The organism is Streptomyces sp. NPDC087428 (assembly GCF_044744085.1).
In the GTDB taxonomy this organism is placed as follows: Bacteria; Actinomycetota; Actinomycetes; order Streptomycetales; family Streptomycetaceae; genus Streptomyces.
In genome coordinates this window covers 22812-42007 of sequence record NZ_JBIUXR010000026.1, presented here as the reverse complement: position 1 = coordinate 42007, position 19196 = coordinate 22812, and the positions used below count along the sequence as shown (strand labels likewise).

The following is a 19196-nucleotide window of genomic DNA, read 5'->3' as shown; positions in this document are numbered from 1 at the left end:
TAAAGATGACAAGCAGTTACGCGGCCCCCGCCGCCGTCAAGATCCTTATCGCCGGAGGCTTCGGTGTCGGCAAGACCACCCTGGTGGGCGCCGTCAGCGAAGTCGCGCCCCTGCGCACCGAGGAGTTCCTGACCAAGGCCAGCATCGGCGTCGACGACCTGGCCGGTGTCGGCCAGAAGGACACGACCACCGTGGCACTGGACTTCGGCCGGATCACGGTCAGTCCCGAGCTGGTCGTCTACCTCTTCGGCACACCGGGCCAGGAACGTTTCTGGTTCATGTGGAACGACCTGGTCAACGGCGCGCTCGGTGGCGTCGTGATCGCCGACACCCGTCGGCTGGAGACCAGCTTCGCCTCGATCGACTTCTTCGAGAGCCGCGACATCCCGTTCGTGGTGGCGATCAACTGCTTCCACGGCCACAACACCCGTACGGCGGACGAGGTCAGGGCGGCGCTCGACCTCGACCCCCATGTCCCCCTGCTCGTCGGCGACGTGCGCGACCGGCCGTTCGGCCGGGACGTGCTGCTGGCCCTGGTGGACCACCTGATGAGCCTGCCCGTCGCGGCCGGCTGACGAGCCCCCTTCCCGCAAGTCCTTCCGCTGACTCCCGCTCTGGAGATATCCGATATGGCAACACCTCTGCGCGTCCTGATACACGGCGGCGGCATCGGCGGGCTGACGCTCGCCACCGCCCTGGCCCGGCGCGGCCACACCGTCGAGGTCGCCGAGCTCCGCGACGAGCTCGACGCACTCGGCGTCGGCATCATCCAGCCGTCCAACGCCCTCCACGTCATGCGGGAGATCGGGGTGCTCGACGACTGCCTCAAGGCCGGCTTCGAGTGGGAGGTACTGACCATCGCGGACCCGGCCGGGAACACCCTGGCGGAGATTCCGCAGCCCCGGATGGGCGACGCGCCCTCCAACAACGGCATCCCCCGCCCCGCCCTGGCCCAGGTGCTCGGCGCCGCCGCCACGGCGGCCGGGGCCACGATCCGGTTCGGCACCACCATCGCCAAGCTCGCGGACAACGGCGAGGGCGTGGACGTCACCCTGTCCGACGGCTCGGCCGCCCGCTGGGACCTGGTCGTCGGCTTCGACGGCATCGGCTCGCCGCTGCGCAGCCGGCTGTACGGCAACCGTTTCGTCCCCCAGTACACCGGCTTCGCCAACTGGCGTGTCACCATGCCCCGTCAGGACCGGGTGCGAGGCGTCGTGATGAGTACGGCGGGCCAGGCCGCCAAGGCGCTGCTCACCCCGATCACGGACGACCTGATGTACCTGGGCGCGGTGTTCGCGGAGTCCGAGGACTTCCGGCCCGACCCGGAGAAGGCCCACGAGCAGCTCAAGGAGCGGCTCCCGATGTTCTCCGGGCCGGTCGCCGAGGCGCTCGCCGCGGTCACCGGACCCGAGAACGTGGTGTATTCGCGGATCTCCCAGGTGACCGTCGAGGAGCCGTGGCACATCGGCCGGGTCGTCCTGGCCGGTGACGCCGCGCACGCGAGCACCCCGCACATCGCGCAGGGTGCGGCGATGGCCGTGGAGGACGCGCTGGTGCTCGCGGAGTCGCTGGACGCCGAGCCGGACGTGGCCGCCGCGCTCGACCTCTGGGAGGGGCGCCGCCGTCCCCGTGCCATGTGGGTGCAGGCCATGTCGCGTGCCGTGCTCAAGCAGGAGACGGGCGGCGAGACGACGCCCGAGGAGGACGAGCTGCTGAAGGTCGGCATTCCGGGCGCGGCCCACGTGCTGGTGAAGCCGTACTGATCACGCGCTGACCGCGCCGAGCGTGCCAGTGCGCCCCCTGCGGGCCCGGATTCCCGGGCCCGCGGGGGGGCGTTCGCGCTGTCCGGCCCGCTCAGGCCAGCACCGCCACCCCGTCGATCTCGACGAGTGCCTGCTCGTCCCAGAGCCGCGCCGCCCCGATCACGGCCATCGCGGGGTAGTCGCGGCCCGCCAGCCGCCGCCAGATCCGCCCCAGTTCTGCGGCGTTCGCCCGGTAGTCGGCGACATCGGTGGCGTAGACCGTGACCCTGGCCAGGTCCGCCGGGGCGCCGCCCGCCGCGCGCAGGGCGGCGAGCAGATTGGTGAGGGCGGCGGCGAACTGCTCGGGCAGGGTGGACCCGACGATGTCGCCCCGCTGGTCGAGGGCGGTCTGCCCGGCCAGGAAGACCAGTTGGCTCCCGGTGGCGGTGACCGCGTGCGAGAAGCCCGCGGGCGGGGAGAGTTCGACGGGGTTGATGCGGTGGATCGGGCTCATGCGGACGGCTCCCGGTTGGCGTACAGCTCCTTGGCGATGATCGTGCGCTGCACCTCGCTGGCGCCCTCGTAGATCCGCGGGGCGCGGACCTCCCGGTAGAGGTGTTCGAGCAGATGGCCGCGGCGCAGGGCGCGGGCGCCGTGCAGTTGGACGGCCGTGTCCACGACGTACTGCGCGGTCTCGGTCGCGAACAGCTTGGCCATGGCGGCGCGGCACGGGACGCCCGGCTCTCCCGCGTCGTACGCGGCGGCGGCCGCGTACACCAGCAGCCGGGCGGCCTCGGTGCGGGTGGCCATCTCCGCGACCTGGTGGGCGACCGCCTGGAGGTCCTTGAGCGGGCCGCCGAACGCGGTGCGCTCCCCGGTATGCACGACGGTGGCGTCGAGGGCGGCGCGGGCCATGCCGACGGCGAACGCGCCGACGCTCGGCCGGAACAGGTTGAGGGTGTTCATAGCGACCCGGAAGCCCCGGTCCGGTTCCCCGAGCACGTCGTCGGCGGTGACCGGTACGCCGTCGAAGGCGAGGGACCCGATCGGGTGCGGCGAGAGCATGTCCAGACAGTCGCCGGTCAGCCCGGGGCGGTCGGCGGGGACCAGGAACGCGGTGACGCCGCGGGCTCCGGCGCCCCGCGTCGTACGGGCGAAGACGGTGTAGAAGTCGGCCTCGGGGGCGTTCGAGATCCAGCACTTCTCGCCGGTCAGCCGCCAGCCGTCCGGTACGGGCGCGGCATCGAGGGCGAGGGCCGCCGCGTCCGACCCGGCCCCCGGCTCGCTCAGCGCGAACGCGGCGACGGCGCGGCCCGCGCGGACCTCGGGCAGCCAGCGCTCCCGGTGGGCCGCGGTACCCGCCTGGACCACGGGGTACGTACCGAGCCCCTGGAGCGCCAGCGCGGTCTCGGCCTCCGTGCAGCCCCGGGCGAGGGATTCGCGCAGCAGGCAGAGGTCGAGGGCGCCGGAGTCCAGCAGCCGGTCCAGCAGGCCCAGCTCGCCCAGGGCGACGAGGAGCGGCCGGTTGACGTGACCGGGCTCGCCCTTCTCCGCGAGCGGGCGCAGCCGCTGCTCGGCGAGGGTGCGCAGTTCCTCGCACCAGGCGGTCCGGTCCGGATCGAGCGAGAATGCCGTCATACCGGCGCCTCTCTTGTCGGAGTCCCGTCGGAAGCATGGCGCACGCCGTTCGCTCACGGCTTCTCTGCGGGCCCGCCGCCGTGAGTTCTGCGCACGCCTTCTCTCGCGCCTTGCCCGAGTATCCCGTTTTATCGCGGACCGTTGACTACCGTCACTCAAACGATACGCTTCAGGGGCGACAAGGGGGCGATCCGTCATGGACCCGAAGGCCTCAGCGCACATCGACCGCTTTGCCAGGGAGCATCTGCCACCCGCCGACCAGTGGCCGGAACTGGTCTTCGACCTGCCCGAGCTGCACTATCCGGACCGGCTGAACTGCGCCGTCGAGCTCCTGGACCGCACGGCGGACCGCTTCGGAGCCGGGCGCCCCGCCTTCCGTACGGCGGACGGCGCGGTGCTGAGCTACGGGGAGCTGCGGGACCGGGTCGACCGGATCGCCCACGTCCTCACCTCGGACCTGGGGGTCGTCCCCGGCAACCGTGTGCTGCTGCGCGGCCCCACCACGCCCCACCTCGCCGCCTGCTGGCTGGCGGTGCTGAAGGCCGGCGCGATCGCCGTCACCGTACTGGCCCAGCAGCGGGCAGCCGAACTCGCCACGATCTGCTCGATCGCCCGGATCAGCCACGCCCTGTGCGACATCCGCTCGGTCGACGACCTGGCGCGGGCGCGGGTGCCGGGGCTGCGGATCACCGCGTACGGCGGTACCGCCCCGGACGACCTGCTGCGGCTCGCCGCCGCCCGGCCGGGCCCCTACCCGGCCGTGGACACCGCGTCGGACGACGTCGCGCTGATCGCCTTCACCTCGGGGACCACCGGCCGCCCCAAGGGGTGCATGCACCTGCACCGCGATGTGCTGGCCATCGCGGACACCTTCTCCCGGCACGTCCTGCGGCCGGTGCCGGAGGACGTGTTCGCCGGCAGCCCGCCGCTCGGCTTCACCTTCGGGCTCGGCGGCCTGGTGGTCTTCCCGCTGCGGGCCGGTGCCTCGGCGCTGCTGCTGGAACAGGCCGGTCCCAAACTGCTGCTGCCGGCCCTCGCCGCCCACCGCGTCTCGGTGCTGTTCACGGCCCCCACCGCCTACCGGGTGATGCTCGACCAGCTCGACGGGTACGACCTCTCCGCACTGCGCCGCTGTGTGTCGGCGGGCGAGAACCTGCCCGTCGCGACCTGGCGCTCCTGGTACGAGCGGACCGGTCTGCGCATCATCAACGGCATCGGCGCCACCGAGCTGCTGCACATCTTCGTCTCCGCGGCCGACGACGCGATCCGCCCCGGCACCACCGGCGTCCCGGTACCCGGCTGGCAGGCCCGGGTGGTGGACCGGGACGGCGCTCCGGTGCCGGACGGCGAGCCGGGACTGCTGGCCGTCCGCGGACCGGTCGGCTGCCGCTACCTCGCCGACGAGCGGCAGCGGGAGTACGTACGGCACGGCTGGAACCTCACGGGCGACACCTATGTGCGCGACGCGGACGGCTACTTCCACTACGTGGCCCGCGCCGACGACATGATCATCTCCTCCGGCTACAACATCGCGGGCCCCGAGGTCGAGGACGCGCTGCTGCGCCACCCGGAGGTGGCGGAGGCCGCGGTGGTGGGCCGTGAGGACGAGCTGCGCGGCCGGATCGTGGCGGCGTACGTGGTCCTGCGGGAGGGCTCCACGCTCTCGGCGGACGCGCTGCGCGCCTTCATGAAGACGGAGCTGGCCCCGCACAAATGCCCGCGCCTCATCACCTTCCTGCCCGCACTCCCCCGTACCGCGACGGGCAAACTGCAACGGTTCCGGCTGCGTGCGGACGAACAGGGTGCCGGCCCTTCCGCTTCGGGCCGAGAATGACCACATGGCCGAACCGCACGCACCCCGCTCGCTGATCGTCACCCTCTACGGTGCCTACGGCCGGACCCCCGGCGACGCCCCGCTGCCGGTCGCCGGACTCATCCGGCTGCTGGGCGCCGTCGGCGTGGACGCCCCCGCCGTACGGTCCTCCGTCTCCCGGCTGAAGCGGCGCGGGCTCCTCGTCGCGGCCCGTACGGCGGACGGGTCCGCCGGCTACGCGCTCTCGGCCGACGCCCGCCAGTTGCTCGACGACGGCGACCGGCGGATCTACCGGCACCCGGCGCCCCGGCCCGGCGACGGCTGGGTGCTCGCGGTGTTCTCCGTACCGGAGGCCGAGCGTCACAAGCGGCACCTGCTGCGCTCGCGGCTGGCCCGGCTGGGCTTCGGCACGGCCGCCCCCGGTGTCTGGATCGCCCCGGCCGGGCTGTACGACGAGACCCGGCACACCCTGGAGCGCCTCGGACTCGCCCCGTACGTCGACCTGTTCCGCGGCGACCATCTGGGTTTCGCCGCCACCGCGGAGTCGGTGGCGCGCTGGTGGGACCTGGACGCGATCGCCCGGCTGCACCACGAGTTCCTGGAGCGGCACGAACCGGTGCTGCGGTCCTGGGAGTCGCGGGGGGACGCGGCGGCCGATCCCGAGCACGCCTACCGCGACTACCTGACCGCGCTGGACTCCTGGCGCCGGGTGCCGTACGCGGACCCGGGACTGCCGCGCGAGCTGCTGCCCGAGGAGTGGCCCGGGGGCAGGTCGGCGGAGGTCTTCGGGCTGCTGCACGAGCGGCTGCGGGACGCGGGGGCCGAGTTCGTGCACGCGTAATACAGGTGCTGCCCGGGTCGCCCGCCCGGCAGAATGCGGGTGCATGACCTGGACCTTCACCGACGACGTCGACGTGTTCCTCGACGCGGCCGGCGCCTTTCTCGCCGCCCGGCCGGCCGAGAACACCCTCGCCCTGACCGTCACCGCGTCCTTGCGACGCAATGGCCCGCACGCGTTCACCGATCACGCCCCGGTGCTGGGCTGGTGGCGCGGGGCGGACGGTGCGGTGGCGGGGACCGTGGTACGGACACCGCCCCGTCCGGCGCTGCTGAACGGGCTCGTCCCGGAGGCGGTCGGACCGCTGCTGGCCGCCCTCCCGCTCACCGGCGTCAACGCGGACCGGGCCACGGCCGGGGCGGTGGCGGCCCACTGGCCGGGTCACCGCCTCGACGAGGAGCAGCGGCTCTACCGGCTCGGCGAGTTGATACCGCCCTCGCCCGCTCCCGGTGGCCGGGCAAGGGCCGCGACCGGGGCGGACCGGGAACTGCTGCTGGGCTGGTTCCGCGCTTTCGCCGCCGAGATCGGCGAGTCGGCCGGGCGCCCGGAACGGGCGGTGGACGAGCGGACGGCCGAGGGGCGGCTGACGCTCTGGGAGGACGGCGGCGTCCCCGTGTCGATGGCGGGCGTCTCGCCGCGGATCGCGGGCACGGTACGGGTCGCGCCGGTCTACACCCCGCCCGAGCACCGCGGCCGGGGCTTCGCGGCGGCGGTGACCGCGCAGATCAGCCGGACGGCCCGGGAGGCGGGCGCGGACGAGGTGCTGCTCTTCGCCGACCTGGCCAATCCCACGAGCAACGGTGTTTATGTACGGATCGGCTACCGGGCGGTCTCCGACCGGATGCTGATCAGCGTGGAGGGAAGCGCTGGATGAGAATCCCGAGCCGGTGTGGCCGGTAGGCGAACGGGGTGCGGTGGCGGCGGTACGGGGAGCCGGGGCAGGAGTTCCGCGCCGGCACGAAGGCCTTCCGGGCGGGGCGGAGGCCTACGCCACGCGTGCCTGTCGTCAGGGGCTGTCAGCCCAGAGTGAGCCGCGGTCTCGGTGCGTCGGTGCGGCCGGTCGGCGGGGTGCGGCTGCCCGCGCCGTACGGGAGCGGCCAGGGCGCGCCCTGCCCCGCGTAGCCCTGCTCGGCGGCCGCGTGCAGCGTCCAGTGCGGGTCGTACAGGTGGGGCCGGGCCAGGGCGCAGAGGTCGGCGCGCCCCGCCAGCAGCAGGGAGTTGACGTCGTCCCAGGAGGAGATGGCGCCCACCGCGATGACGGGCACGCACAGGGTGTTGCGAATCCGGTCGGCGTACGGGGTCTGGTAGGAGCGCCCGTACTCGGGCTGCTCGAAGGGGACGACCTGGCCGGTGGACACGTCGATGGCGTCGGCTCCGTGGGCGACGAACGCGCGGGCGATCCCGACGGCGTCCTCTGCCGTGGTGCCGCCCCGCGCCCAGTCCGTGGCGGAGATCCGGACCGTCATCGGACGGTCGTCGGGCCACCGTTCGCGGACGGCGTCGAAGACTTCGAGCGGGTAGCGGAGCCGGTTCTCCAGTGATCCGCCGTACTGGTCGGTGCGGTGGTTGGTGAGCGGCGAGAGGAAGCCGGAGAGCAGGTAGCCGTGGGCGCAGTGGAGTTCGAGGAGGTCGAATCCGCAGGTGCCGGCGCGGTGGGCGGCGTCCGCGAACTGCTCGCGCACCGCGTCGAGACCGGCCCGGTCCAGGGCGTGCGGGACCTGGTTGACACCCTGCGCGTACGGGATCGGGGAGGCGGCGGCGAGCGGCCAGTTGCCCTTGTCCAGCGGCTGGTCGATGCCGTCCCACATCAGTTTGGTGGAGCCCTTGCGTCCGGAGTGGCCGAGCTGGACGCCGATGGCGGTGCCCGGCGATCCGGTGTGCACGAAGTCGGTGATCCGGGTCCAGGCGGCGGCCTGTGCGTCGGTGTAGAGGCCGGTGCAGCCGGGGGTGATGCGGCCCTCGGGGCTCACGCAGACCATTTCCGTCATGACGAGCCCGGCCCCGCCGAGCGCCCTGGCGCCCAGGTGGACGAGGTGGAAGTCGCCGGGGACACCGTCGGTGGCCGAGTACATGTCCATGGGCGACACGACGACGCGGTTGCGCAGTTCCAGTCCGCGCAGCCGCAGCGGGGTGAACATCGGCGGGGTGCCGGGCGGGCAGCCGAACTCCTCCTCGACCGCCGCGGCGAACCCGGCGTCGCGCAGCCGGAGGTTGTCGTGGGTGACGCGGCGGCTGCGGGTGAGGAGGTTGAACGCGAACTGGCGGGGCGGCTGGTCGACGTGACGGCTCAGCTCCTCGAACCAGCGCAGGCTGGCGGCCGCGGCGCGCTGGGTCGATTCGACGACGGGGCGGCGCTCGCTCTCGTACGCGGCGAGGGCCGCGGGCAGGCCGGGCTGCTCCTCGATGCAGGCGGCGAGCGCGAGGGCGTCCTCGACGGCGAGTTTGGTGCCGGAGCCGATGGAGAAGTGCGCGGTGTGGGCGGCGTCACCGATGAGGACCGTGTTGCCGTGCGACCAGTGGGCGTTGACGACGGTGCTGAAGGTGAGCCAGGAGGAGTTGTGGGAGCGCAGCGGCCGGCCGCCGAGCGCGTCGGCGAAGACCGTGGCACAGTGCCGGATCGAGTCGGCCGGGTCGCGGGTGTCGAATCCGGCTGCCCGCCAGACCTTCTCTCGCATCTCCACGATGACGGTGGACGCGTCCGGGGAGAACGGATAGCCGTGCAGCTGCATCACGCCGTACGCGGTCTCGGCGGTCTCGAAGCGGAAGGCGTCCAGGGCGAAGTCGGCGGCGAGCCAGATGTAGCGGCAGCGGTGGGTGGTGACGCGGGGGCCGAAGCGGTCGGCGTGGGCGGTGCGGGTGGCGCTGTGCACCCCGTCGGCAGCGATCACCAGGTCGTACGAGGCAGCGAGTTCGGCCGCGAGCGGGGCCTCCGTCCGGAAGTGGAGCCGTACCCCGAGGGAAGCGCAGCGCTCGTGCAGGATCTCCAGGAGGCGGCGACGGCCGAGGGCGGCGAAGCCGTGACCGCCGGAGGTCTGGGTGTGGCCGCGGTGGACGATGTCTATGTCGTCCCAGCGGACGAACTCCTTCTGGAGCGCGCGGTGGACGGTGGGGTCGGCGTGCTCGATGCCGCCGAGCGTCTCGTCGGAGAGGACGACGCCGAAGCCGAAGGTGTCGTCAGGGGCGTTGCGCTCCCAGAGGGTGATCTCGCGCCCGGGGTCCAGCCTCTTGAGCAGCGCCGCGGCGTAGAGCCCGCCGGGGCCGCCGCCGATGACGGCGATCCGGTGCGGGCCGGCGGACGGGGTGTCGGGGGTCGGGCCCCCGGGCGCCGTCATCGCGCTACCGGCCTTGCCACTTCGGCGGCCGCTTCTCGGTGAAGGCGGTGTGGAACTCGGCGTAGTCCTCGCCGTGCATCAGCAGGGCCTGGGTGGCGGCGTCCATCTCGACGGCGGCGGCGAGCGGCATGTCGAGTTCGGCGGTGAGCAGCGCCTTCGTCTGGGCGAGGGCGAGGGCGGGGCCGTCCGCGAGGCGGCGGGCGAGCTCGGCGGCCCGTTCGTCGGCGCGGCCCTCCTCGGTCAGTTCGCTGATCAGCCCGATGCGGGTCGCCTCGGGTGCGTGGACGGGTTCGCCGAGCATCAGCAGCCTGGTGGCGTGGCCGAGGCCCACCACCCGGGGCAGCAGATAGGCGGCGCCCATGTCGCCGCCGGAGAGCCCGACCCGGGTGAAGAGGAAGGCGAACCTGGCCGTCGGGTCGGCGACCCGGAAGTCGGCGGCCAGCGTGAGGACGGCGCCCGCTCCGGCCGCGATCCCGTGCACGGCCGCGATGACGGGGAACGGGCACTCGCGCAGAGCCCGTACGACCTGACCGGTCATCCGGTTGAAGTCCAGCAGCTGCGCGGTGTCCATCGCGAGGGTGGCGCCGATGATCTCGTCCACGTCGCCGCCGGAGCAGAAGCCGCGCCCCTCGCCGGCCAGGACCAGGGCCCGCACGGTGCGCTCCCTGGACAGCTCGGCCAGCAGATCGCGCAGGTCGGCATAGGCGCCGAAGGTCAGCGCGTTGAGTTTCTCGGGGCGGGCGAGGGTGACGGTGGCGACACCGTCGCGCGTCGTGACCCGGAGGTGGCGCCAGTTCTCCGTACGTGGTGCGGAGCTGGGAAACGGGCTCATGGAGGGTGATCCCCTTCAGCCGTCGGGCTGCTGCTTGCGTCGAATTTATCACTCGTATGTGACTCCCGTCACGAGTACGCAATATGCAGAGCGTGAGACCGTTGTGACGAAAGTCCCCTTCGTACCGGTCGACAGCCCCTTGTCCGGGCCGCGGGGCTTCGTATGGTTGAAACCAAGAAGTAATGCGTTCCATGAACGTCTCACCCCTTGAATGGAACCCCCGCTGTGCCGTCCGATGTCCCTGCCCCCGCCTCCTGGCGGATCGCACTGCCGCACACAGCTGCGGCCGTGCCGATGGCCCGCGCCCTGATCCGTACGGCGCTGGCGGACATCGAGGCCCCGGCCGACAGCGACACCGCCGAACTGCTCACCGCCGAACTGGTCGCCAACGCGGTGGAGCACACCCCCGGCGACGGGCCCATCGAGCTGGTGGTGGAGCTGCTGCCGACCGGCTGCCAGGTGGAGGTGCACGACCACGACCCCGCCCCGCCGGGCGATCTCTCCCGTCCCGCACCGGGCAGCGAACCGGACCCCTGGCAGGAGCACGGCAGGGGTCTGCTGCTGATCCGCACCCTCAGCTCGTCGTGCGGTCACCGCACGACGGAACGCGGCAAGGCCGTGTGGTTCACCCTGCCGTCACCCGCCCGTCCGGTGATCTGACCGGGCCGCGGAAGGCGGTGCGGTCAGCCCGCGTTCCGGCCGGCCAGCCGCGACCGGCTCCTGCCGTAGCGGGCGTACAGCACCGCGCCGGCCGCGAGGAACACCGCGAACTGCACCCAGGTCGTCCAGCCGGTCCCGTACATGAGGTAGACGCAGAAACCGACGCCGAGGACCGGGCCGACGGGGTGGAGCGGAATCCGGAAGGAGCCCCTCACCTCGGGGTTGCGGTGGCGCAGCACGATCACCGCGAGGTTGACCGCGACCATGGTGGCGAGCGTCCCGATGGTCGTCAGGTTCACCACCACGTCGAGTGACGAGAAGGCCGCCGGTACGGCGAAGACGGTGGCCACGATCCAGGTGTTGGCGACCGGTGTCGAGGTCCGCGGCGAGACCCGTTCGAAGACCCGCGGGACCAGGCCGTCGCGCGACATCGACATGAGGATGCGGGTCTGCCCGTACATCACCGCGAGGACGACCGAGGCGATGGCGGCGATCGCCCCGAAGGCGATGATCCCGCCGCCGACCGTCGAGCCGGTGACCCGGTTGACGATCAGCGAGAGCGCGGCCGGCTTGTCGGAGACGGCGTCCGGGCCGAGGGCCCCGATCGCGGCGAGGGCGACCGCGCAGTAGAGCAGCGTGACCAGGCCGATGCAGATCATGATCGCCAGCGGAATGTCGCGCCGGGGGTTCTTGACCTCCTCGCCCGCGGTGGTGATGGCGTCGAACCCGATGTACGAGAAGAACGCCAGCGACGCCCCCGCGGTGACACCGCCCGCGCCGTGGGCCGCGAACGGGGTGAGGTTGCCGTGCTCGAAGGCGGTGAAGGCGATGGCGCAGAACATGACCAGGACGGTGATCTTGAGGACGGCCATCGCGGCCGTGGCCCCGGCGCTCTCGCGGATGCCCCGCACCAGCAGGGTCGCGGCCATCATGACCACGATGACCGCGGGCAGGTTGATCACGCCGCCGTCGCCGGGCCCCGAGGAGAGCGCGGCGGGCAGCTGCCCTCCGAAGAGGCTGTTGAGCAGCTCGTTCACGTACTGGCTCCAGCCCACCGCCACCGCGGAGACGGATACCCCGTACTCCAGGAGCAGACACCAGCCGACAAGGAAGGCGACGCGTTCTCCGAGGGTGGCGTAGGCGAAGGAGTACGAGCTGCCGGAGACCGGGACGGCGCTGCCCAGCTCGGCGAAGGAGAACGCGGTGAAGATGCAGGTGACCGCGGCGAGCACGAAGGACAGCACGACGGCGGGGCCGGCCTCGGCGACGCTGTCGGAGAGGCCGACGAAGATGCCGGTGCCGACCACGGCGCCGACTCCGAAGCACACCAGCTGGAAGAGACCCATGGTGCGCTTGAGGCCGTTCCCCTCAAGGTCGGCCCCTGATTCGGCGATCAGCTGGTGGGGGTCCTTGACGCGGCGCGGTGGGCCGGGCAGGCGCAGGGGGCTCACGGTGTTGTTCTCATCTCCGGCATCTCCGGTGGCACATGTGGGGGGATGCGTCCGCGACGTGGGGGCCGGTGGGGCGCACGAAAAATGGGGTTCGAGCGTGCGAGCTCGAACCCCACCAACGGGGACCACAATAGGCACCCATGCACACATTCACCCAATTGAGCGCATGAACATGCGGTTTGTCCCGGTCGGGACCGCCCGGGTCAGGACCCGGCCAACGTCGCGACCAGCACCGCCTTGATCGTGTGCATCCGGTTCTCCGCCTCGTCGAAGACGACCGAGTGGGCGGACTCGAAGACCTCGTCGCTGACCTCCAGCTCGGTCAGACCGTGCCGGGCGTGGATCTCCCGGCCCACCTTGGTGCCGAGGTCGTGGTAGGCCGGGAGGCAGTGCAGGAACTTCACGTCGGGGTTCGCGGTGGCCCGCAGGACGTCCATGGTGACGGCATAGGGCGCGAGGGCGGCGATCCGCTCGTCCCAGACCTCCTTGGGCTCCCCCATCGAGACCCACACGTCGGTGGCGACGAAGTCGGCGCCGCGCACACCCTCGGCGATGTCCTCGGTGAGCGTGACGGTCGCCCCGCTGCCCTCGGCGAGCCTGCGGGCCTCCGCGACGATCCCGTCAGCGGGCCAGTAGGCCTTCGGCGCGACGATCCGCACGTCCATGCCGAGCAGGGCGCCGGTGACCAGGTAGGAGTTGCCCATGTTGAACCGGGCGTCACCGAGGTAGGCGAAGGCGATCCGCTCCAGCGGCTTCGCGCTGTGCTCGGTCATGGTGAGGTAGTCGGCGAGCATCTGGGTGGGGTGCCAGTCGTCGGAGAGCCCGTTGAAGACAGGCACCCCGCCGTAGGCCGCCAGCTCCTCGACGGCCGCCTGGCTGTCGCCGCGGTACTCGATCCCGTCGAACATCCGGCCGAGGACGCGTGCGGTGTCCTTCACTGACTCCTTGTGACCCATCTGGGAGCCGGACGGATCGAGGTACGTCGTCGCCGCGCCCTGATCGGCGGCGGCCACCTCGAACGCGCACCGGGTACGGGTCGAGGTCTTCTCGAAGATCAGCGCGATGTTCCGGCCGCGCAGCCGCTGCACCTCGGTCCCCGCCTTCTTCGCGGCCTTCAGTTCCGCGGCCAGGTCGATCAGGCCGCGGAACTCCTCGGCCGTGAAGTCCAGCTCCTTGATGAAGTGGCGGCCTGCGAGGTCTATGGCCATGGTGACTGCTCCTGGGTCGGGCGGGGGGACGCATACGGTAACCCTGGAAGTCTATACGATGCAATGCATCGCTATACAGAGTGGTTTCGATGCCCCGCACCCGCACGGGTCACACCGCTCACACCGCTCACACCGCTCACACCGGATCGCGGACCACCGGGCAGCTCATGCAGCGGGGTCCGCCCCGGCCCCGGCCCAGTTCGCTGCCGCGGATCTCGATGACCTCGATCCCCTCCTTGCGCAGGTGGCTGTTGGTGGTGGCATTGCGCTCGTAGGCGACGACGACGCCCGGTTCGACGGCCAGGACGTTGCAGCCGTCGTCCCACTGCTCGCGCTCGGCGGCGTGCACGTCCTGGGTGGCGGTGAGGACCCGGATCGAGTCCAGGCCCAGCGCCTCGGCGATGGCGCGGTGCATGTGCTCGGGCGGATGGTCGGTGACCTTGAGGTCACGCGGGCCGTCGCCCGGCTCGATGGTGTACGAGCGGAGCATCCCCAGGCCCGCGTACTTGGTGAAGGTGTCCCCGTCGACCATCGTCATCACCGTGTCCAGGTGCATGAACGCCCGGCTCTTGGGCATGTCGAGCGCCACGATCGTGCGGGCGGACCCGGCGTCGAAGAGTCCGCGGGCCAGCATCTCCACCGCCTGCGGGGTCGTGCGCTCGCTCATTCCGATGAGGACGGCTCCCCGGCCGATGACCAGGACGTCACCGCCCTCGATGGTGGAGGGGTAGGCGGCCTGCCCCTCCGACCAGCGGTGGAAGGCGCCCGCGTCGGGGCCGGTGAAGAGCGGATGGTGCCCGTAGATCGCCTCGAAGTGGACGGTCTCGCGCTGCCGGGCCGGCCAGCGCATGGCGTTGATGGAGACCCCGTCGTAGATCCAGGCCGAGGTGTCACGGGTGAAGAGGTGGTTCGGCAGCGGCCCGAGCAGGAAGTCGTCCAGGTCCATGACGTGGAAGCGCACCGAGGTCGGCTCGCGGTGCCGCTCCAGGAACTCCCGTTTGGTCATCCCGCCGACCAGCGCCTCGCAGAGTTCGGTGGCGGTCAGCTCCTCGAAGGCGGCCCGCAGATGCTCGGTGGCGAGCGGGCCGTACTCCTTCTCCTCGAAGACCCGGTCCAGCACGAGCCGCCGGGCCACCGGGATCTCCAGCGACTCGCGGAGCAGGTCCCCGAAGAGGTGCACCTCGACGCCTCGGTCGCGCAGCACGTCCGCGAAGCCGTCGTGCTCCTGGCTCGCCCGGCGCACCCAGAGCACGTCGTCGAAGAGCAGCGCGTCCTTGTTGCTCGGGGTGAGCCGTTTCAGTTCCAGATCGGGGCGGTGCAGGATGACGCGGCGCAGCCGCCCGGCCTCGGAGTCGACATGGAATCCCATGCACCCATCCTCACCGCGCGGAGCGCCGTTCACCCGGCGAATCGCCTGCCGGTTCTTCCGGCGGGCCGGGATCCCACTGCCTCCCGGCCCGCCGGACGCGCCCTACAACCGGGGGTCGACCGGCTCCGACTCCAGCGCCAGCACCGCGAAGACCGCCTCGTGCACCCGCCACAGCGGCTCGCCCCCGGCCAGCCGGTCCAGGGCTTCGAGACCCAGTGCGTACTCACGCAGGGCGAGCGACCGCTTGTGGCCGAGGAAGCGGCCGCGCAGCCGGTCCAGGTTCTCCGGGCGGGTGTACTCGGGGCCGTAGATGATCCGCAGGTACTCCCGGCCGCGCACCTTGATGCCGGGCTGGACCAGCCGGCCCTTGCCGTCCCTGACGAACGCGCCGAGCGGCTTGACCACCATGCCCTCGCCGCCACGGCCGGTCATCTCCCGCCACCAGTCGATGCCGGAGCGGACCGACGCCTCGTCGGTGGTCTCGACGACGAGCCGCCGGGTGACCTGGAGCAGGCCCGTGGGGTCGTGCTCCACCAGCCGGTCCAGCCAGGCCAGCTGCTCGTCATGGGGCACGGCGGCGAGCGAGCGGCCCTGCACGGCGAGGATCTGGAAGGGTGCCAGCCGGACCCCGTCGAGCCCCTCGGTGCTCCAGCAGTACCGGCGGTAGGCCTCGGTGAACGCCGCCGCGTCCTCGGCCCGGCCGTGCTGCCGGTCCGCGAGCGCGCCGACGTCGATGCCACGCTCCACCGCTGCCGCGAGGGCGGCCTCCGCCGCGGGGAAGACGGCGCCCGAGGCGGCGCCGACCGCCGCGTACTGCGAGCGGAGCAGCCCGGCCGCCTTGAGGGACCAGGGCATCAACTCGGCGTCGAGCAGCACCCAGTCGGTGTCCCACTCCTCCCACAGCCCGGCGGCGGTGACCGCCGCGCGCAGCCGTCCGAGGACGGCCTCGGTCAGCGCGGCATCGTCCAGGAACGGGCGTCCGGTGCGGGTGTGCAGGGCGCCCGTCGGGCTGTCCCCGCCGCCGGCGTCCCCCGTGCCGAAGCGTTCCCGTGCCACGTCCGCGTCCCGGCAGACCAGGGCCACCGCCCGGGAGCCCATGTGCTTCTCCTCGCACACGACCCTGGCCACGCCGTCCGCCCGGTACTGCGCGAACGCCTCGGCCGGGTGCTCCAGATAGCCCTCTTCCTTCGAGGTGGCCGTCGGCGCCATGGTCGGCGGGAGGTAGGTGAGCAGCCTGGGGTCGACGGCGAACCGGCTCATGACCTCCAGCGCGGCCGCCGCGTTCTCCTCGCGCACCGCGATCCGGCCCATGTGCCGGGTCTCCACGATCCGGCGGCCCTGCACATCGGCGAGGTCCAGCGGACGGCCCTCACGGCCGCCCGGCGCCTCGGTGGTCAGCGGCTTCGCCGGCTCGTACCAGACCTGCTCGGCCGGTACGTCGACGAGCTCGCGCTCCGGCCAGCGCAGCGCGGTCATCTTCCCGCCGAAGACGGCGCCGGTGTCGAGGCAGATGGTGTTGTTGACCCAGGAGGTGGTGGGTACGGGCGTGTGGCCGTAGACGACGGCGGCGCGGCCCCGGTACTCCTCCGCCCACGGGTAGCGCACCGGCAGACCGAACTCGTCGGTCTCGCCGGTGGTGTCGCCGTACAGGGCGTGCGAGCGGACCCGGCCGGAGGTGCGCCCGTGGTACTTCTCGGGCAGCCCGGCGTGGCAGACGACCAGCCTGCCGCCGTCCAGTACGTAGTGGCTGACGAGCCCGTCGATGAACTCCGTGACCTGCTCCCGGAATTCCGGGCCCCTGGCGTCCTCCCGCTCCAACTGCTCGATGGTCTCCGCGAGTCCGTGGGTCGGCTGGACCTTGCGGCCCTTGAGGTAGCGGCCGAGCTTGTTCTCGTGGTTTCCGGGCACGCAGAGCGCGTTGCCTCCCGCCACCATCGACATCACACGGCGCAGCACGCCGGGGCTGTCGGGGCCGCGGTCGACGAGGTCGCCGACGAAGACCGCCGTACGCCCTTCGGGGTGCGCGCCGTCCACGTAGCCGAGCTTGCCGAGCAGGGTCTCCAGCTCGGAGCTGCAACCGTGGATGTCGCCGACGATGTCGAAGGGGCCGGTGAGGTGGCGGAGGTCGTTGTAGCGGCGCTCACGCACCACTTCCGCACGCCCGGCCTCGTCCTCGGTGCGCAGGATGTGGACCTTGCGGAAGCCCTCGCGCTCCAGGCCGCGCAGCGAGCGACGCAGCTCGCGGCGGTGGCGCTGGACGACGTGGCGGGGCATGTCGGCGCGGTCCGGGCGGGCCGCGTTGCGTGCGAGGCAGACCTCCTCGGGCAGGTCGAGCACGATGGCGATGGGCAGCACGTCGTGTTCCCGGGCCAGCTTGACCAGCTGACGACGGCTCTCGGGCTGGACGTTCGTGGCGTCGACGACGGTCAGCCGTCCGGCGGCCAGGCGCTTGCCCGCGATGTAGTGCAGGACGTCGAAGGCGTCCCGGCTCGCGCTCTGGTCGTTCTCGTCGTCGGCGACGAGGCCCCGGCAGAAGTCCGAGGAGATGATCTCGGTCGGCTCGAAGTGCCGGCGGGCGAAGGTGGACTTGCCCGAGCCGCTCGCCCCGATGAGCACCACGAGGGAGAGGTCGGTCACCGGCAGGGTGCGCGTGTTGCTTTCGCTGTTGCTGCTGCTGTTACTGCTGTCGCTGTTGTTGCCGTTGTTGCTGCGGCTTTCGCTGTCTCTGCCTCTGTCGCTGTCGTTGGTGCTGTGACCGGTGCTTGCGCTGGTGTCTGCGTCGGTGCTGTCACTGGTACCGCTCATGCGGCTTTCGCCCCCTTCTCGGTCTCGTCGGCCACGGTCATGGTGAAAACTGCCATCTGGGTGGGCGGCCCCACCTCGGGGTCGTCGGGGCCCACGGCGACGTACTCCACCGCGTACCCGTGCCGGCGGGCCACCCCGCCCGCCCAGTCCCGGAACTCGGCCCGGGTCCATTCGAACCGGTGGTCACCGTGCCGGACGTGCCCGGCCGAGAGCGTCTCCCAGCGGACGTTGTACTCGACGTTCGGCGTGGTCACCAGCACGGTGCGGGGCCGGGCCGAGCCGAACACCGCGTACTCCAGCGCGGGCAGCCGCGGCAGGTCGAGGTGCTCGATGACCTCACTGAGCACCGCCGCGTCGTAGCCCTTGAGCCGCTTGTCGGTGTACGTGAGCGAGCCCTGCTGAAGCGTCACGCGGGCGGCCTGCCGCTCTCCCATCCGGTCCAGCTTCAGCCGGCGCGAGGCGATGGTGAGGGCGCGCATCGAGACGTCGACCCCGACGATCTCCGTGAAGCGCACGTCCTTCAGCAGCGCCTGCACCAACTGGCCCTGTCCGCAGCCCAGGTCGAGCACCCGGCTCGCCCCGGCACCGCTCAGCGCGGCCAGGATCGCGGTCCGCCGCTGCTCTGCGAGCGGCACCGGCCGCTCCTCGGTGTCGGCCGTCTCGTCGACCGCGTTGTCGATGCTCTCGACATCGAGGTCGTCCGACTCGGCCAGCCGGACCAGCTCCAGCCGCTCCATCGCCTGCCTGGTCAGCCCCCAGCGGCGGGCCAGATACCGGCTGGTGATCAGCTTCTGCTCGGGGTGATCGGCCAGCCAGCCCTCACCGGCGCGCAGCAGCTTGTCCACCTCGTCGGGCGACACCCAGTAGTGCTTGGCGTCGTCGAGCACCGGCAGCAGGACGTACAGCTGCCGCAGCGCGTCCGCCAGTCGCAGCTCGCCTTCCAGCACGAGCCGTACGTACCGGGAGTCCCCCCACTCGGGGAACTGCTCGTCCAGCGGTACGGCCACCGCGTCCACCCGCGACCAGCCGAGCGGGCCGAAGAGCTTGCGCACCAGCTCGGCACCACCACGGGCCGGGAGGGCGGGCACCTCGATCCGCAACGGCAGCGTCTCCTCGGCCCGCTCGGGCATCGCCCGGCAGGCGCCGCTCAGCGCGGACTTGAAGACGGTGCTCATCGCGACGGACAGCAGCGAGGAGGCCGCGTACGGGCGGTCGTTGACGTACTGGGCGAGTGCCGCGTCAGGAGCACCGCCCCGGCCCTTGCCCTTGCCCCGCCGCACCAGCGCCACGGGATCCACCTCCAGCAGCAGCGCCGCCGTACAGCGCTCCACGGACGCCTCGGGATAGAAGACGTGCGCGGTGCCATGGGAAGTGGAGAACGTCTGCGCCTTCTCGGGATGCTTGTGCAGCAGGAATCCGAGATCGGTGGCGGGACGCTCCGGGGTGCCGGTTGTACTGATCGTCAGGAACACCCGTCCGATTATGGTCGGGTTCACTCCCTCTCACCA

General features: G+C 72.0%; 15 protein-coding genes. 6 read left to right on the top strand and 9 right to left on the bottom strand.

Annotated elements, in window-relative coordinates:
- Nucleotides 1-5 precede the first annotated feature (5 nt).
- Complete coding sequence (locus ACIO3R_RS37305) at nucleotides 6-575, top strand: ATP/GTP-binding protein (RefSeq protein WP_362962772.1); 570 nt, start codon at nucleotides 6-8, stop codon at nucleotides 573-575.
- 54 nt (nucleotides 576-629) lie between these two features.
- Nucleotides 630-1763 (top strand): FAD-dependent monooxygenase, encoded by a 1134-nt coding sequence (locus tag ACIO3R_RS37300; protein ID WP_385026016.1) that lies wholly within the window; start codon nucleotides 630-632, stop codon nucleotides 1761-1763.
- Between the two features lie 91 nt (nucleotides 1764-1854).
- Here the strand turns inward: ACIO3R_RS37300 and ACIO3R_RS37295 are convergent, their stop codons facing one another.
- A complete protein-coding gene (locus ACIO3R_RS37295; RefSeq protein WP_363028563.1) occupies nucleotides 1855-2256 on the bottom strand; it encodes a RidA family protein in 402 nt (133 codons plus the stop codon).
- Nucleotides 2253-3380 carry an acyl-CoA dehydrogenase family protein gene (locus ACIO3R_RS37290; protein WP_402111455.1) on the bottom strand — a complete coding sequence of 376 codons (1128 nt, stop codon included), beginning with the start codon at nucleotides 3378-3380 and terminating at the stop codon, nucleotides 2253-2255. The genes ACIO3R_RS37295 and ACIO3R_RS37290 overlap by 4 nt, the downstream gene beginning before the upstream one ends.
- A 196-nt stretch (nucleotides 3381-3576) precedes the next feature.
- On the opposite strand from ACIO3R_RS37290, the gene ACIO3R_RS37285 reads away from it, so the two are divergent.
- From ACIO3R_RS37285 to ACIO3R_RS37275, 3 genes are read left to right on the top strand one after another with little or no spacing between them, the layout of a single operon-like run.
- Nucleotides 3577-5214, top strand: coding sequence for an AMP-binding protein (locus ACIO3R_RS37285; RefSeq protein ID WP_402111454.1), 1638 nt, complete (start codon nucleotides 3577-3579; stop codon nucleotides 5212-5214).
- A 4-nt stretch (nucleotides 5215-5218) separates the two neighbouring features.
- Complete coding sequence (locus tag ACIO3R_RS37280) at nucleotides 5219-6034, top strand: PaaX family transcriptional regulator C-terminal domain-containing protein (RefSeq protein ID WP_385026004.1); 816 nt, start codon at nucleotides 5219-5221, stop codon at nucleotides 6032-6034.
- 43 nt (nucleotides 6035-6077) lie between these two features.
- Nucleotides 6078-6905 (top strand): GNAT family N-acetyltransferase, encoded by an 828-nt coding sequence (locus ACIO3R_RS37275; RefSeq protein WP_402111453.1) that lies wholly within the window; start codon nucleotides 6078-6080, stop codon nucleotides 6903-6905.
- A 142-nt stretch (nucleotides 6906-7047) separates the two neighbouring features.
- On the opposite strand, the gene ACIO3R_RS37270 is transcribed toward ACIO3R_RS37275, so the two are convergent.
- Nucleotides 7048-9363 carry a bifunctional salicylyl-CoA 5-hydroxylase/oxidoreductase gene (locus ACIO3R_RS37270; RefSeq protein WP_402111452.1) on the bottom strand — a complete coding sequence of 772 codons (2316 nt, stop codon included), beginning with the start codon at nucleotides 9361-9363 and terminating at the stop codon, nucleotides 7048-7050.
- A 4-nt stretch (nucleotides 9364-9367) separates the two neighbouring features.
- Nucleotides 9368-10195 (bottom strand): enoyl-CoA hydratase family protein, encoded by an 828-nt coding sequence (locus ACIO3R_RS37265; RefSeq protein ID WP_402111450.1) that lies wholly within the window; start codon nucleotides 10193-10195, stop codon nucleotides 9368-9370.
- 225 nt (nucleotides 10196-10420) lie between these two features.
- On the opposite strand from ACIO3R_RS37265, the gene ACIO3R_RS37260 reads away from it, so the two are divergent.
- Complete coding sequence (locus ACIO3R_RS37260; protein WP_385025994.1) at nucleotides 10421-10855, top strand: ATP-binding protein; 435 nt, start codon at nucleotides 10421-10423, stop codon at nucleotides 10853-10855.
- Nucleotides 10856-10878: 23 nt separating this feature from the next.
- Here ACIO3R_RS37260 and ACIO3R_RS37255 read toward each other — a convergent pair whose 3' ends face one another.
- The 5 genes from ACIO3R_RS37255 to ACIO3R_RS37235 form a co-directional block, all read right to left on the bottom strand.
- Nucleotides 10879-12306, bottom strand: coding sequence for an amino acid permease (locus tag ACIO3R_RS37255; RefSeq protein WP_402111448.1), 1428 nt, complete (start codon nucleotides 12304-12306; stop codon nucleotides 10879-10881).
- Between the two features lie 203 nt (nucleotides 12307-12509).
- Complete coding sequence (gene argF / locus ACIO3R_RS37250; RefSeq protein ID WP_385025987.1) at nucleotides 12510-13514, bottom strand: ornithine carbamoyltransferase; 1005 nt, start codon at nucleotides 13512-13514, stop codon at nucleotides 12510-12512.
- Nucleotides 13515-13650: 136 nt separating this feature from the next.
- A complete protein-coding gene (locus ACIO3R_RS37245) occupies nucleotides 13651-14883 on the bottom strand; it encodes an arginine deiminase (RefSeq protein WP_402111446.1) in 1233 nt (410 codons plus the stop codon).
- Between the two features lie 102 nt (nucleotides 14884-14985).
- Nucleotides 14986-17688, bottom strand: coding sequence for a polynucleotide kinase-phosphatase (locus ACIO3R_RS37240; RefSeq protein WP_402111444.1), 2703 nt, complete (start codon nucleotides 17686-17688; stop codon nucleotides 14986-14988).
- Nucleotides 17685-19160 carry a 3' terminal RNA ribose 2'-O-methyltransferase Hen1 gene (locus ACIO3R_RS37235; protein WP_402111507.1) on the bottom strand — a complete coding sequence of 492 codons (1476 nt, stop codon included), beginning with the start codon at nucleotides 19158-19160 and terminating at the stop codon, nucleotides 17685-17687. Before ACIO3R_RS37235 ends, ACIO3R_RS37240 begins: the two co-directional genes overlap by 4 nt.
- Nucleotides 19161-19196 lie beyond the last annotated feature (36 nt).

Coding starts and splice junctions, on each gene's coding strand:
- ACIO3R_RS37305 (WP_362962772.1), top strand. CDS start 6: ATGACAAGCAGTTACGCGGCCCCCGCCGCCGTCAAGATCCTTATCGCC.
- ACIO3R_RS37300 (WP_385026016.1), top strand. CDS start 630: ATGGCAACACCTCTGCGCGTCCTGATACACGGCGGCGGCATCGGCGGG.
- ACIO3R_RS37295 (WP_363028563.1), bottom strand. CDS start 2,256: ATGAGCCCGATCCACCGCATCAACCCCGTCGAACTCTCCCCGCCCGCG.
- ACIO3R_RS37290 (WP_402111455.1), bottom strand. CDS start 3,380: ATGACGGCATTCTCGCTCGATCCGGACCGGACCGCCTGGTGCGAGGAA.
- ACIO3R_RS37285 (WP_402111454.1), top strand. CDS start 3,577: ATGGACCCGAAGGCCTCAGCGCACATCGACCGCTTTGCCAGGGAGCAT.
- ACIO3R_RS37280 (WP_385026004.1), top strand. CDS start 5,219: ATGGCCGAACCGCACGCACCCCGCTCGCTGATCGTCACCCTCTACGGT.
- ACIO3R_RS37275 (WP_402111453.1), top strand. CDS start 6,078: ATGACCTGGACCTTCACCGACGACGTCGACGTGTTCCTCGACGCGGCC.
- ACIO3R_RS37270 (WP_402111452.1), bottom strand. CDS start 9,363: ATGACGGCGCCCGGGGGCCCGACCCCCGACACCCCGTCCGCCGGCCCG.
- ACIO3R_RS37265 (WP_402111450.1), bottom strand. CDS start 10,195: ATGAGCCCGTTTCCCAGCTCCGCACCACGTACGGAGAACTGGCGCCAC.
- argF (WP_385025987.1), bottom strand. CDS start 13,514: ATGGCCATAGACCTCGCAGGCCGCCACTTCATCAAGGAGCTGGACTTC.
- ACIO3R_RS37245 (WP_402111446.1), bottom strand. CDS start 14,883: ATGGGATTCCATGTCGACTCCGAGGCCGGGCGGCTGCGCCGCGTCATC.
- ACIO3R_RS37240 (WP_402111444.1), bottom strand. CDS start 17,688: ATGAGCGGTACCAGTGACAGCACCGACGCAGACACCAGCGCAAGCACC.